General features: G+C 70.1%; 10 protein-coding genes and 1 riboswitch. Of the genes, 5 read left to right on the top strand and 5 right to left on the bottom strand.

Annotation, left to right across the window (positions count from 1 at the left end; translation table 11 throughout):
- Positions 1-218: 218 nt before the first annotated feature.
- The 3 genes from H0E82_RS10175 to H0E82_RS10165 form a co-directional block, all read right to left on the bottom strand.
- Positions 219-1,493: an FAD-dependent oxidoreductase gene (locus tag H0E82_RS10175; RefSeq protein ID WP_180545571.1), complete on the bottom strand. Its 1,275-nt coding sequence runs from the start codon at positions 1,491-1,493 to the stop codon at positions 219-221.
- 209 nt (positions 1,494-1,702) lie between these two features.
- The gene (locus H0E82_RS10170) at positions 1,703-4,888 is read right to left on the bottom strand and encodes a multidrug efflux RND transporter permease subunit (RefSeq protein ID WP_180545345.1); all 3,186 of its coding nucleotides are present in this window, start codon (positions 4,886-4,888) and stop codon (positions 1,703-1,705) included.
- A 6-nt stretch (positions 4,889-4,894) separates the two neighbouring features.
- Complete coding sequence (locus H0E82_RS10165) at positions 4,895-6,112, bottom strand: efflux RND transporter periplasmic adaptor subunit (RefSeq protein WP_180545344.1); 1,218 nt, start codon at positions 6,110-6,112, stop codon at positions 4,895-4,897.
- Positions 6,113-6,298: 186 nt separating this feature from the next.
- Between H0E82_RS10165 and H0E82_RS10160 the strand changes: the two genes are divergently transcribed.
- Genes H0E82_RS10160 through H0E82_RS10150 form a run of 3 tightly spaced genes read left to right on the top strand, consistent with a single transcriptional unit; the run spans position 6,299 to position 11,513 of the window.
- Positions 6,299-7,069 carry a TetR/AcrR family transcriptional regulator gene (locus tag H0E82_RS10160; protein WP_180545343.1) on the top strand — a complete coding sequence of 257 codons (771 nt, stop codon included), beginning with the start codon at positions 6,299-6,301 and terminating at the stop codon, positions 7,067-7,069.
- Positions 7,070-7,083: 14 nt separating this feature from the next.
- Complete coding sequence (locus H0E82_RS10155) at positions 7,084-8,274, top strand: efflux RND transporter periplasmic adaptor subunit (protein WP_180545342.1); 1,191 nt, start codon at positions 7,084-7,086, stop codon at positions 8,272-8,274.
- 59 nt (positions 8,275-8,333) lie between these two features.
- Positions 8,334-11,513, top strand: coding sequence for an efflux RND transporter permease subunit (locus H0E82_RS10150; RefSeq protein ID WP_180545341.1), 3,180 nt, complete (start codon positions 8,334-8,336; stop codon positions 11,511-11,513).
- Between the two features lie 182 nt (positions 11,514-11,695).
- Here the strand turns inward: H0E82_RS10150 and bioD are convergent, their stop codons facing one another.
- Together bioD and H0E82_RS10140 are read right to left on the bottom strand one after the other, a co-directional pair.
- Positions 11,696-12,382 (bottom strand): dethiobiotin synthase, encoded by a 687-nt coding sequence (bioD, locus tag H0E82_RS10145; protein ID WP_180545340.1) that lies wholly within the window; start codon positions 12,380-12,382, stop codon positions 11,696-11,698.
- Positions 12,379-13,155 (bottom strand): TMEM175 family protein, encoded by a 777-nt coding sequence (locus tag H0E82_RS10140; protein ID WP_180545339.1) that lies wholly within the window; start codon positions 13,153-13,155, stop codon positions 12,379-12,381. Before H0E82_RS10140 ends, bioD begins: the two co-directional genes overlap by 4 nt.
- Between H0E82_RS10140 and H0E82_RS10135 the strand changes: the two genes are divergently transcribed.
- Both H0E82_RS10135 and H0E82_RS10130 read left to right on the top strand, forming a co-directional pair.
- Complete coding sequence (locus H0E82_RS10135) at positions 13,154-13,636, top strand: GAF domain-containing protein (RefSeq protein ID WP_180545338.1); 483 nt, start codon at positions 13,154-13,156, stop codon at positions 13,634-13,636. The genes H0E82_RS10140 and H0E82_RS10135 overlap by 2 nt on opposite strands.
- Positions 13,633-14,028: a TfoX/Sxy family protein gene (locus H0E82_RS10130; RefSeq protein WP_180545337.1), complete on the top strand. Its 396-nt coding sequence runs from the start codon at positions 13,633-13,635 to the stop codon at positions 14,026-14,028. The genes H0E82_RS10135 and H0E82_RS10130 overlap by 4 nt, the downstream gene beginning before the upstream one ends.
- Positions 14,029-14,079: 51 nt before the next feature.
- Positions 14,080-14,304: riboswitch (cobalamin riboswitch) on the top strand.
- Positions 14,305-14,372 lie beyond the last annotated feature (68 nt).

The following is a 14,372-nucleotide window of genomic DNA, read 5'->3' as shown; positions in this document are numbered from 1 at the left end:
GCTGCGGACGCGTGCGGACGCTCGCGGGCGCGGGTCGGCCGCACCGTCGGAAGTCATCGAGGCGCTGTGGTCGAATGGTCCGGCCCTGGCCCGCTGCGGCAGGGGACGATCGGCTGCCGGCGCCACACCGGTGCCGTCCGGGGACCGCGGCGTGCGCCGCAGGTCGACGGACGCGACCCGTGCAGACCGGCTCGTGGACCTGCACCTGACGCCGCGCGTCAGGCCGTGACCGCAGGCACCGGCGCGGGTACCGGTGCAGGCATCGCTGGGCGGATGGCGAGCGCCTCGATGAACTCCGCGGCGAGTGCGAGCCGTCCGAACGCGCCCTGCTGGGTTCCGCTCAGGACACGCAACATGTGTCCGCGCCCACCCGGCATACGGCCCAGGGGCTGGAACGCCACATCACGAAGCCGCGCCAGCAGATCGTGCTCCGACTGGAACACCGGCGTCAGCCAGCGACTCCACGCCTGGTAGATCGCCACATGCCGCTGCCGCTGCCGCTGGTAGACGTCCAGCGCCTGCGCAACGGCGTGCGCGCGCACGGCGTCGCGCAGGCTCTCCGCATCGAGCAGCGCCATGTTGACGCCCTGCCCCAGCTGCGGACTCATCGCGTGCGCGGCGTCGCCGATCGCGACGACCCGGCCACGATGCCAGCGCGACAAGGTCGTATCCCGGTAACTGGCGCGGGCCAGATGGCCGTGCTGCACGACCTCGTGCAGCCGCGCCGCAGCCTCCGGCCACATCGCCGCCACGTCGTCGTGCCAGGCCTCCAGTGGCGCCGCCTGCCATGCCTCGAACGCGGCGACCGGCAGGCTCCAGAAGAAGCTCAGGCGCGGCACCGGATCGCCCGGACGCGTGCCGACGGGCAACAGGCCGATCATCCGGCGTGCCGCGACATAGCGCTGGCGCAGCTCCTGCAGCCACGGCCAGTCCCCGGCCGCGACCAGGCACCACAAGGCGCCCCAGGGATACACGCGGTCCGTGCGGGCCGTGCCGAGATGCCGGCGCAGACGCGACGCTGCGCCGTCGGCGACGACGATCAGATCGAACGGGCCGTGCCGGTGGCCGTCGGCATCGTGCAGCCAGCGGTCGTCGCCCGGGTCCACGGACTCGATCGCAATGCCGGCGCGCAGTGCGGCACGCGCCTCCCAGGCCTGGTCGAGCAGATGGAACAGTGCCCCGCGTTGCAGGCCCACGCCGCACAGGCGCGGGTCGAGGCCGGCGTACTGCATGTCCATCACCGCGCGACCACAGGGCGTCTCGCCGTACAGCCGCCCGACGCGCGCGCCATGGGCCAGCACGGCGTCCAGCAGACCCATGCGCCAGAGCACCTGCAGGCCGCTGGGTTGCAGCAGGAAGCCCGCGCCCACGGGCCCCGGTGCGGCGGCCCGCTCGAACACCTCCAGCCGGTGCCCGTCCCGCGCCAGCAGCACGGCCGCCGCCTGGCCCGCGGTGCCGTACCCGACGATCGCGATCCGCAGCGGCGGGCGCAGCGTGGCAAGGGTCATTGGGGCTCCGGGCGAAGTTGATCGCCGGGGAGGATACCGCCGGTCGCGCGCGGTGACGCCGCGTCGCGGCGTCGCATCCCGCGCACCGCTGCGTCCAGGCGCGGGCGCGGGGCGCGCCGCGCGATTCCGCGCCGGCGCCCGGCGCGGGACCGCTCGACAGCCGGTGCCGCAGCGCGGCGCCGGCGCGCGATGGTTCAATGCGCGCGACGTGCCCGTGGTCCGGTGCCGTCGTCGGGCGGCGGCAGGCGCGGATCGCGCTCGTCGAGTCTGTCGCCGAGCACCCGGCGCACGATGACGAAGAACACCGGGATCAGCAGCAGGCCGAGGAACGTGGCGAACAGCATGCCGCCGATGACGCCGGTGGCCAGCGCATGACGCGCGTTCGCACCGGCTCCGCTCGACAGCGCCATCGGCGTGACGCCCATGATGAAGGCGAACGAGGTCATCAGGATCGGACGGAAGCGCAGGTTGGCCGCTTCCACCGTCGCGTCGAACAGGGTCCGGCCCGCCTTGTACTGCTGCACCGCGAACTCGACGATCAGGATCGCGTTCTTCGCGGCCAGACCGATCACCGTGACCATGCCGATCTTGAAGAAGATGTCGTTCGACAGGCCCGGCCGGAGCATCGTGAACACCACGGCGCCGAGGATGCCCAGCGGCACCACCAGCAGCACCGCCACCGGGATCGACCAGCTCTCGTACAGCGCCGCCAGACACAGGAACACCACCACGACCGACAGCAGCAGAAGCAGCGTGGCCGTATTGCCGGCGATGATCTCCTGGTAGGACATGCCCGCCCAGTCGTAGCCGAAGCCCGGCGGCAGCTCGGTCTCGACGATCGCCTCCATCGCCCGCATCGCCTCGCCCGAGCTGCGCCCCGGCGCCTGCGCGCCGACGATGTTGATCGCGGAGTACCCGTTGTAGCGGGTCAGCGACGGCGTGCTCGCGCCCCATTCCGGGCGCACGACGGTGCTCAGGGGAATCATCGTCGGGCGGCCGTCGGCGTCCCGGCCGAGTGCGCTCGGCGTGTGGAAGCGGCCGATCGAGTCCGGATCGGTGCGGTACCGGGCGTCGGCCTGCATCGTGACGCGCTTGATGCGGCCTTCGGAGATGAAATCGTTGACGTAGACCGGCGCCAGCATCAACTGGATGGCGCTATAGACATCGGTCACCGACAGGCCCATCGACTGGGCCTGCACCCGGTCGACATGCAGCTGCAGCTGCGGCGCATCCTCCAGGGTGTTCGGGCGCACGCCCTGCAACAGGTCGCCCTGCTCCGCGGCCGCGCCGAGCAGCTGGTTGCGGGCCTGCTGCAGCGCGGCGTTGCCGGCGCCGGACCGGTCCTGCAGGTACATGTCGAAGCCGCCGAACTGGCCCAGGCCCTGCACCGTGGGCAGGTTCACGACGAAGATCGTCGCGTCCTGCACGCCCTGCAGCGCACCGTTGGCCTGGCCGAGGAAGCCGTTGATGTCGACGTCGCGATCGGCCCAGTCCTTGAGCTTGATGAAGCCCATGCCGACGTTCTCGCCCTGGCCCACGAAACTGAAACCGGCCACCTGGAGCATGCTCTCGAACGCCGGGTTCTGTTCCAGCCGCGCGCGCACGTCCTCGAACACCGCATTCGTGCGTTGCAGGGTGGAACCCGGGGGCAACTGCACGATCGCCAGCGCGTAGCCCTGGTCCTCGGCGGGCAGGAAGCTGCTCGGCAGCTTCGTGTACAAAAACCCGCACAGCGCCGACAACGCCACGAACACCGCCATCCAGCGTGGGGCGTGCCGGACCGCACTGCCGATGTGGCCGACATAGGTGCGGTTGATGCGTTCGTAGTAGCGGTTGAAGCGGCGCACGAAGGCGTTGTCACGGCGCTCGCCCGGCGGCGCGTGCTGCTTGAGAAAGGTCGCGCACAGCGCCGGCGTGAAGCCCAGCGCCAGAAAGGCCGAGAAGCCCATCGACACCGCGATGGTGATCGCGAACTGCTTGTAGATCTCGCCGGAGGCGCCGCCCTGGAGGGCGCTGGGAATGAACACCGCCGCGAGCACCACCGTGATCGCCACCACCGCGCCGGTGATCTGGTCCATCGCCTTGATCGTCGCCTCGCGCGGCGGGAGATGCTCCTCGGCCATGATCCGCTCGACGTTCTCGATCACCACGATCGCATCGTCGACCACGATGCCGATCGCCAGCACCATCGCGAACAGCGTGAGCTGGTTGATGGTGAAGCCGAGCAGGCTCAGCCCCAGGAACGTACCGAGCAGCGCGATCGGAATCACCAGCGTCGGGATGATCGTCGCCCGCAGGTTCTGCAGGAACACCAGCATCACCAGAAAGACGAGGATCACCGCCTCGATCAGCGTCTTGACTACCTCCTTGATCGACAGCGTGACGAAGGTGGTGCTGTCGAACGGCTTGAACCATTCCACGCCCGGCGGGAACGAGGGCTGCAGCTCGTCCATCCGTGCCGACACCGCCTCGCCCACGGTCAACGCGTTGGCACCCGGAAGCAGCTGGATCGCGAACGCGCCCGTGGGCTGGCCGTTGAACTTGGTGTCGAAGCCGTAGCCCGAGGCCCCGATTGCGACCCGGGCCACGTCCTTGAGCCGCACCGTGGCGCCGTCGGGGTCTGCGCGCAGGACGATGTTCTCGAACTGCTCGGGCGTGCTGAAGCGGCCCTCGGCCGACACCGTCGCGGTGAAGCCTTGCCCCGCGGGCGCGGGGTCGGAGCCGATCGAGCCGGCCGCGAACTGCACGTTCTGTCCGCGCACGGCCGCCAGCACCTGGGTCGCCGACATGCCGTAGCCCTGCAGCCGGCCCGGATCCAGCCAGATGTTCATGGCGTACTCGGAACCGAACTGCTGGGTACTGCCGACGCCGGGCACGCGGGCGATCTGTTCCAGCACACGGGAGCCGATCAGGTCGTTGAGCTGGTTGCGGGTGACCGAGGGGTCCTCGGCGCGCAGGCCCACCACCATGAGGAAGCCTGCGTTGGCCTTGGCCACGACGACGCCCTGCTGGACCACCTCGGTGGGCAATCGCGGGGTGGCCAGCGAGACCTTGTTCTGGACCTGGACCTGGGCGATGTCGGCGTCGGTGCCGGTCTCGAAGGTCAGGGTGACGGTGGCGCGGCCCGACGAACTCGAGGTCGAGCTGAAATACAGCAGGTTGTCGATGCCGGTGAGCTGCTGTTCGATGACCTGGGTCACCGCGCGCTCGGTGGTGTCGGCACTGGCGCCGGGATAGGTCGCCGACACGGTGACCTGGGGCGGTGCGACGCTCGGATACGACTCCACGCCCATGTTCAGCAGGGCGATCACGCCGGCGAGCGAGATCAGGATGGAGACGACCCAGGCGAAGACCGGATGGTCGATGAAGAAGCGGGGCATCGGGGCTCAGTCCCGGTCGTCGTTGGATGCAGGCGCCGCCGGCGTCGCGGCGCCGGTGCCGGTCCCGGGAATCGCCGCCTGCGCGGCACCCGCGGGCGGGCGCGCCGGGGAGTCAGGTGTCGCGTCGGGCGTCCACGGCACCGGCGTGACGACCGCGTCCGGGCGTGCCTTGGGCACGCCGCTGACAATGACCCGATCGCCCGGCGCCAGACCCTCGCTGACCACCCACTGGCCGGCCTGCGCACGTTCGGTGCGGATCACCTTGCGCACGACCTTGTCACCCTCGCCCGCCACCAGGACGTAGGCGGTATTGGCATCACGCAGCACCGCGGCCTGCGGCACCAGGAACACGCCCGCCTGCTGCCCGAGCGTCGCGCGCAGCGTCACGTAGACCCCCGGCAGCAGACGACGCTCGGGATTGGGCAGGATCGCGCGCAGCTGCACCGCGCCGGTCGCCGGATCCACCACGTCGCCGGAGAAGTCCAGTGTCGCCGACTGGTCGTGCACGCGCCCGTCGGGCAGCACGATCTCGACCCGCCCCGCGCCCGCATCACGCTCGAGCGGCATGGCACGGATGCGGCTGAAGTCCTCGGCGCTCATCGAAAAGTTGACGTACAGCGGATCGATCTGGTCCACGGTGGTCAGCAGCGTCGCCTCGCCCTGACCGACGAGCGCGCCTTCGGTGACCTGCTGCTTGCCCGCGCGGCCCGCGATCGGCGCCCGCACCGTGGCGTAACCGAGATTGATCTGGGCCGAGCGCGTGGCCGCGCGCGCCGCCTGCAGTGCCGCCTCGGCACTGCGCTCGGCCGCCAGCGCATTGTCGAGGTCCGAGCGCGAGATGAAACTCGTCGGCGCGAGCTGCCGCGCACGGTCGGCCGCGCTCTTCGCATTGGCGGCGTTCGCACGGGCCTGGGCCTCGGCACCCGAGGCGCTGCCGAGCGCCGCCTGCAGCTGGGCCGGATCGATCCGGAACAGCTCGTCGCCCTCGGCCACATCGCTGCCCTCGCGGTAGACGCGGCGTTCCAGCACCCCGGGCACCCGGGCACGCACATCCGCGCTGCGGAACGGCGCGAGACGGCCCACCAGCTCCTGCTGCACGGCCACCGTGGTCGGCACCATGGTCAGCACGCCCACCTTGGGCGGCGCCGGGGCCACCGGTTCCGGCGAGGCACTGCAGGCGACGAGCACCACGGCCAGCACGGCCGAGCACAGGAATCGGTTCATGGACGACAACCCGGAGAGGAATTTCTGTACTGGCGAGTATAGCTAATTCATCCAGGGCGAACCGTGTTCCGCCTCGACACGCCACGAGGCGCAAAGTGCGGATGCGGATCGCTCGCGTTGCCGAACCTTGCTCACGCCGTGAATCGGATTCATACTTTGCGCCGCACTCCCTGTTCAGGCTCACGGATGTCCACGGTGTCGACCGTCATCGCCCGGCGGCAGCGCGATGTCGCCATGCGCGAGCAGGCGATGCTCGACGCCGCACAGTCCCTGATCCAGCGTGATGGCCTGCTGTCGTTGCAGATGGCCCGCGTGGCCGAGGAAAGCGGCTACGCGATCGGCACGCTCTACAAGCATTTCGCCAGCAAGGAGGACCTGCTGGTTACCCTGGCGACCCGCAACTGTCTCGATCGCGTCGAGCTGTTCGAGCGCGCCGTGGCCTGGGACGGCGGCACCCGCGAGAAGATGCTGGCGGTGGTACTGGCCGATCTGCTGATCATGCGCGAGCAGCCTGAGCATTTCCGCCTGGCCCAGTTCGTCTGGACCGAGGTGGTCTGGGGCGCGGCATCGCCCGGCTGCCGACGGCGTGCGCTGGCCGCCGGGCGTCCCCTGAGCCGGCTGATCGAGACCATCGCGGTCGATGCCCGGGCCCGCGGTGATCTTCCTGCTGGCACGCGCCTGTCACCCGCCGCCGTGACCATGGGCCCATGGCTGATGACCATGGGCATGCATACGCTTGCCCAGCGACAGGGCCTGCTCGATCCGGATACCGCCCTCGACCCGTACCGGGTGCTGATCCAGCAGCTGCAGTACCTGCTCAACGGCTACGGCTGGCAGCCGCTGTTCGACGTGGCCGACGACGCCGCGCTGGACACGTTGATCGGCCACGTCAGCCGCGCGGTCTTCGGCACCGACTGGTCGAGCATCGCGCCGCCGCCTCCTCCTCACCTTCCCTAGACGGAAACCGATCCATGGCCCGCACCCAAACCCGGCGCGCACCGCGCCCCAAGCTCCGCCTGTTCGTCGTGCTGCTGCTCACCGCCGTGGTGTTCGGCGGGGTGTTCCTGGCCAAGGCCATCATGGGCCGGGGCATGAACGAGTTTTTCGACAACATGCCGCAGCCGCCGGTGGCCATCACCACCTTCGACGCTACCGAGCAGGAATGGGCGACGCCGCTCGACGCGGTGGGCACCCTCGTCGCGGTCAACGGCACCGACGTCACCACCGAGGCCGGCGGCGTCATCCGGCGGCTCGCGTTCGAGCCGGGCCAGCCGGTGCGCGCCGGCACGGTGCTGGTCGAACTCAATACCGAGAACGAGCTGGCCGTGCTGCGTTCGACCGAAGCCGCGGCCAAGCTGGCCGCCGTGCAGCGCGACCGCTGGCAGCAGCTCGGCCGCGACCAGCTGGTGTCACTGGCCGACGTCGAGCAGCGTGCCACCGAAGCGGCCACCGCCCAGGCCCAGGTCGAGGCGCAGCGTGCGTTGATCGCCCAGAAGACCATCCGTGCACCCTTCGACGGCGTGCTCGGCATCCGCCGGGTGAACCTGGGGCAGTTCGTCGCGCCGGGCACGCCGATCGTCAGCCTGCAGCAGCTCGATCCGATCTTCCTCGATTTCTCCCTGCCCGAGCAGCAGCTGCCGCTGGTCGAGGAAGGCGGCACCGTGCAGGTGACGGTGGACTCGCTGCCCGGCAAGCGCTTCGAGGGCACGATCACCGCGATCGAGCCGTCGGTCGATCCCGGCACGCGCAATTTCCAGATCCAGGCCACGCTGCCCAATCCCGACCGCGAGCTGCGTCCAGGTGCGTTCGCCCGCGTCGGCCTGCAGGTCGGCGGCGCCCGGAAGGTGGTGGTGATCCCGCAGACGGCGGTGAGCTTCAACCCCTACGGCAATGCGGTGTACGTGGTCAGCGAGCGTGCGCCTGCCGAGGGCGAGGCGGCGCCGGCCGGGGGCGAAGGTGACGGCCCCACCCTGGTGGTACGCCAGCGCTTCATCACCACCGGCGCGACCCGCGGCGACCTGATCACCGTGACCGAGGGCCTCGAGCCGGGCGAACGCGTGGCCACCAGCGGCCTGCTCAAGCTGCGCAACGATGCCGTGGTGACCATCAACAACCGGGTCCAGCCCAGCGCCGACGAAGCACCGACGCCGCAGAACCGCTGACCGCCGCGCACTCGCGCCCCGCTCCCTGACCCGCGCACCGCTGCGCGGGGGAGACCGAGATGAAATTCACCGACCTGTTCATCCGCAAACCCGTGCTGGCGGTCGTCGTCAGCCTGTTCATCCTGCTGTTCGGCCTGCGCGCGTTCTCCGAGCTCAACGTACGCCAGTACCCCGAGCTGCAGAACGCGGTCGTCAACGTCAGCACGACGTACTTCGGCGCCGACGCCGACCTGATCCAGGGCTTCATCACCACGCCGCTGGAACGCGAGGTCGCCAGCGCCGAGGGCATCGACTACATCACCTCCACCAGCTCCGCCGGCGTGAGCGTGATCCAGGCCTACATCCGCCTCGACTACGATCCCAACGAAGCGCTCACCCAGATCGCGGCCAAGGTCAACAAGCTGCGCAGCGAACTGCCGGCCGAGTCGGAAGATCCGGTCATCGACCTGCAGCAGGGCCAGCAGGTCGCGGCGATGTACGTCTCGTTCGCCAGCGAGCAGCTCAACGACAACCAGATCACCGACTACCTCACCCGTGCGGTCGAGCCGCGGATCGCGACGATCCCCGGTGTGCAGCGCGCCGAGATCATGGGACCGGGCGCGTTCGCGATGCGCGTGTGGCTCAAGCCTGATCGCATGACCGCGCTCGGCGTGACCGCCAGCGACGTCTACGCCGCGCTGCAGTCCAACAACGTGCTCTCGGCACTCGGTTCGACCAAGGGCCAGATGGTGTCGGTGGATCTCACCGCACGCACCGACCTGCGCACGCCCGAGGAATTCCGCGCGCTCGTCGTGCGCGAGGCCGATGGTGCGATCGTACGGCTGGGCGACATCGCCGACGTGGTGCTGGGCTCGGAGAACTACGGCTCGTCGGTGCGCATCAACGGCGATGCGGCGACCTTCATGGGCATCTTCGTCTCGCCCGACGCGAACTCGCTCGACGTCATCGCCGACGTGCGCCGCGTCTGGGACACCGAGATCGTGCCCCAGCTGCCCGAAGGCATCGAGGCGACGATTCCCTACGACAGCACCGAGTCGATCCAGGACGGCATCAACGAGGTGATCCGCACGATCGTCGAGGCGGTGATCATCGTGATCGTCGTCATCTACCTGTTCCTCGGCTCGTTCCGCAGCGTGCTGATCCCGGCGGTCACGGTGCCGCTGTCGCTGATCGGCGCGCTGTTCCTGATGCTGCTGATGGGCTTCACGATCAACCTGCTGACCCTGCTCGCGATGGTGCTGGCGATCGGCATCGTGGTCGACGACGCGATCATCGTGCTGGAGAACATCCACCGCCACATCGAGGAAGGCATGACGCCGTTCGACGCGGCGATCCGCGGCGCGCGCGAACTCGCGTGGCCGGTGGTCGCGATGACCACGACGCTGGTGGCGGTCTATCTGCCGATCGGCTTCCAGGGCGGCCTGACCGGCGTGCTGTTCACCGAGTTCGCCTTCACCCTGGCCGGCGCGGTGCTGTTGTCGGGTGTGATTGCACTGACGCTCACGCCGATGATGTGCGCGAAGATCCTCAAGCCGCACAGCGAGTCGAGCAAGAGCCGGCTCGAACTGTGGCTGGACCGCCGCTTCGACCGGCTGCAGCAGGGCTACCAGCGCCGGCTGCACGGCGCGCTGCAGACGCGCTGGGTGATCCTGGTGTTCGGCGCGATCGTGCTGGTGTCGTGCGTGTTCCTGTATGTCGGTGCGCCGCAGGAGCCCGCGCCGCCCGAGGACGAGGGCTTCGTGTTCGCGATCGGCAGCGCCGACGCGGCCAGTACGCTCGATTACGTCGAGCGCTACACCGAGGAGATGACCGCGGTAGTCGAGCAGATTCCCGAGATCAACGATTTCTTCCTGTTCAACGGCGGCTTCGGCGGCATGGGCGGCAGCAACAGCGCGATGGGCGGGTTCGTCATGAAGCCCTGGAGCCAGCGCGACCGCTCCACCAACCAGATCCTGCAGCAGGACCTGCAGCCCAAGCTCGCCGAGATCACCGGCCTGAACATCTTCGCGCTGGTGCCACCGTCCCTGCCCTCGGCCGGCGGTGACGGCGGCGGCGAGTTCCTGATCGGCGGCATCGGCTCGCTGGAACAGCTCAACGAGCTGGCCGACCAGGTGGTCGCGCGGGCGCAGGAGAGCCGGCGCTTCATCTTCCTCGACAAGGACCTGAAGATCGACAAGCCGCGGGTCGAGGTGCAGATCGACCGCGACAAGGCGGCGCTGCTCGGGATCGACATGCGCACGCTGGCCGCCGACATGAGCGCCCTGCTCGCCGGCGGCTACGTCAACCGGTTCGCGATGGAGAACCGCTCCTACCGGGTGATTCCGCAGGTCCAGCGCAGCGACCGGCTCAATCCCGAGCAGGTCGGCAACTACTACACCCGCACCCGCGACGGCGAGCTGATCCCGCTCTCCACCGTGGTCTCGTTCAAGGAGAGTGCGCAGCCCCAGTCGCTCAAGCGCTTCCAGCAGCTCAATGCGGTGGGCATCACCTTCGCGCCGCGCCCCGGCGTATCGAAGGGCGAGGCACTGCGGGTGCTCGACGAGATCGCCGCGGATGTCCTGCCGCAGGGCTACAGCGTCGACTACGCCGGCGAATCGCGCCAGTTCAAGCAGGAGGGCTCGACGATGCTGGTGACGCTGGCCTTCGCGCTGGTGATCATCTTCCTGGTGCTGGCCGCCCAGTTCGAGAGCTTCCGCGATGCGGTGATCATGCTGATGACCGTGCCGATGGCGATCAGCGGCGCGCTGCTGGTGCTCAATGCGCTCGCACTGCTGGCCGGTGTGCTCCAGTTCGCCGCCGGCATCGAGGCCTTTCCCGGGATGTCGATCAACATCTACACCCAGGTCGGCCTGGTGACCCTGGTCGGCGTGATCGCCAAGCACGGCATCCTGATCGTGGAGTTCGCCAACAAGCTGCAGATCAACGAGGGCATGTCCAAGGCCGAGGCGATCGAGCAGGCGGCGGCGATCCGCCTGCGCCCGGTGCTGATGACCACGGCGGCACTGGTCTTCGCGATGGTGCCACTGCTGATCGCGAGTGGCCCGGGCGCTGCCGCACGCTTCTCGATGGGCCTGGTGATCGCGGCCGGCATGTCGATCGGTACGGCGTTCACGCTGTTCGTGCTGCCCGCGTTCTATCTGCTGCTGGCCCGCGACCACGGTCATGATCGCGATGCGCTCGCACGTGATCGGGATCTCGACGACGGCGGCGACCTGGCGCCGGCCCCGCTGGGCCACTGAGCGCAGCACCACGCGTGACCGGCAGGCGCGGCTTCGGCCGCGCCTGCCGCGTTTCCCGGCATGGACATCCCCGATGTGCCGGCATCCGCTCCGTCGGTCCACCGGGTCGGAGGCATGGTCCTGTCCGGACACGGGCGTTCACGTTCCGGGCGCCGCTCCCGCCGCCGCCCCGACGGGCGGCGCTATACGCTCGCGAGCCACGCCGGATCCGGGTCGATCCGCGTCGGTCCGGGCGCGCCGGCGGCGATGTGGGGCAGCACCGCGAGACAGGGCTCGCACAGTGCGTCGGCGAGCAGGTCGAGATATTCGTCGACACGGGCGAACTCGGGATCGATGCGGTTGCCGATCCAGCCCACCAGCCGGCAGCCGTCGGCCTCGATCGCGCGCGCGGTCAGACGCGCATGGCTCAGGCACCCCAGCCTGAGGCCCACCACCAGCACCACGGCGCCGCCGAGATGGCGCGCGAGGTCGGCGTGTTCCAGCGTCGTCGCCAGCGGCGCGGCCCAGCCGCCGGCGCCTTCGACGAGCACGATGTCGGCAGTGGCGGCGAGCCGCGCGTGCGCGGCGTACACGGTGGCGACGTCGACGTGCACGCCGGCCGCCCGGGCCGCGAGGGTGGGCGCCGTGGGTTCCGGCAGCGCGACCGGGTTGACGTCGGCGTACACGGGACGCGGGACGCTCGCATCCTGCAGGGCCAGCGCGTCCCCGTTGCGCCAGCCGCCGTCCAGCCAGTCGCACCCGCTCGCGACCGGCTTCATGCCCACGGCACGCAAGCCGCCACGGCGCAGCGCGTGCAGCAGCGCGACCGTTGCGTGGGTCTTGCCGATGCCGGTGTCGGTGCCGGTGACCAGCAGGCTGCGTGCGCTCATGCGGGCGTCTCGCCTGCGCGCACCCGGGCCAGCGCCCGCGCGCTGCGCACCGCGTACCAGGGCATCAGCACCGCCAGACTGCAGTAGACGAGGCCGGGAAGCCCCTGCCAGGCGCTGTGCGGCGGCAGCGGCAGCAGGGCGAGCAGGATGGACGCACCCGTGGGGACCAGCAGCCAGGCCATCGCACCGGCTTCCTGCCGGAGCACGCAACGTTCGACCGGGTCGAGCGCGAGCGCATCGGCAGCTGCCAGCGCATGCCGGTTGAGCAGCAGGAGGATGCTGCACATCGCGGCGAAGCCGAGCCCGTAGATCACGTACAGGCTGCCGAAGGACCCCTCGCCCCATGCAAGCGGCATCGGCGAGGGCGCCCAGCCGCCGGACAGGGCGTGCAGCGCGACCCCCATGATCAGGCGCAGCGGATACACGTAGACGAGCGCGACGGCGATCAGCACGAGTCCGAGCAGCGTGACGTAGGCATCGGCCAGGCCGGTGCGGCGACTGAAGCGGTGATGGGTGGCCCAGAACATCGCCAGGATCGCGAAGCCCGCGATGAAGGCCGGCGTGCGCCGCAGCGCGTCGTGCAGCTCGGCCGGAGTGGCCGGCATCGAGTCGAAGGAGACCACCAGCAGGGTCACCGCGAAGGCGAACGCGGCATCGACGAACGTTTCCAGACGCGATGCCTGCAGGCCGCGCAGGCGGAATCCGTCGGAATCGCGTGGCAGCGCATCGAGCGCGCCGGGCCCCGGCAGGGCCGCTGCTACACTGCTCGGCATGTTCACATCCTCTCCCCTGACAGGCTCCAAGCCCGAACAGTATGCCGCGCTGGCGGCCCAGGCACGGGCGCTGCTGCACGGCGAACGCGACGCGATCGCCAATGCCGCCAATCTCTCGGCGCTGGTCTATCACGCGCTGCCGGATCTCAACTGGGTGGGTTTCTATCTCTTCGACGGCACCGAACTCGTGGTCGGCCCGTTCCAGGGCCTGCCCGCCTGCGTGCGCATCCCGCTCGACAAGGGCGTGTGCGGGGCCGCGGCCCGCACCCGGCAGACCCAGCGCGTGGACGACGTGCATGCCTTCCCCGGCCACATCGCCTGCGACAGCGCGTCGCGCTCGGAGCTCGTGGTGCCGCTGCAGGACGGCGAGCGGCTGATCGGCGTGTTCGACGTCGACAGCCCGCTGCCGGCGCGGTTCGACGCCGACGACCAGGCCGGGCTCGAGGCGATCGCCGCGCTGTACGTCGCGAGCCTGTCGTGAGCGCGCTGAAGTTGCGCAACATCGGTCCCAAGTCCGCGGCCTGGTTGCGTCAGGTGGGCCTGCGCACGCGCGAGGATCTCGAGGCCGCGGGCCCCGTCGATGCCTTCATGCGCGTGCGCCGGGCGGGCTTCAAGCCCAGCCTCAATCTGCTGTATTCGCTGGAAGGTGCACTGCGCGACTGCCACTGGCAGGACGTGCCGGAGGCCCGGCGCCAGGCCCTGGTCGAAGCGGCCGAGGCGGCGATCGCGCTGTTGCCCGATCCCCGCGGCCGCCCGGCGGCCGGCCCGGTCACCACCACGCTGCACCGGCAGGCATCGGGCGACGACGCTGCCGAGGACGCGGCCTTCGGCGACAACGCCGAAGACGGTCTGCTCGGCCCCCGGGACGACTGAGCCGTCCCGAGCGGGACCACGCGACGCGTGTGCGGAGCGCCCGCTGACGTACAATCCCGCCTGCTTCGCGGTGATCCCTCGGCGTTCGTCCGCTGGATTGAAACGGGAAGCCGGTGACGACTGCCGCGATGCGGCGTCCATTCCGGCACTGCCCCCGCAACGGTAAGCGTGTTCAAGGCGCCGCATCCGCCACTGTGCTCCGGCACGGGAAGGCGCGGCGCCCGGGTGCATCACCCACGCGCGAGTCCGGAGACCGGCCACGAAGTCCACTGATTGCGATGCGGCGGGCATCGCGGCGGCGTTCCGGGCGCATGCGTCCGGTCGGTTGCCTGCCCGTTGCTCGC

Origin of the sequence: Luteimonas deserti, from assembly GCF_013425765.1 — a bacterium.
In the GTDB taxonomy this organism is placed as follows: domain Bacteria; phylum Pseudomonadota; class Gammaproteobacteria; order Xanthomonadales; family Xanthomonadaceae; genus Luteimonas; species Luteimonas deserti.
Note: the sequence above shows the minus strand (reverse complement) of the source record. Positions and strands in the feature narration are given on the sequence as shown.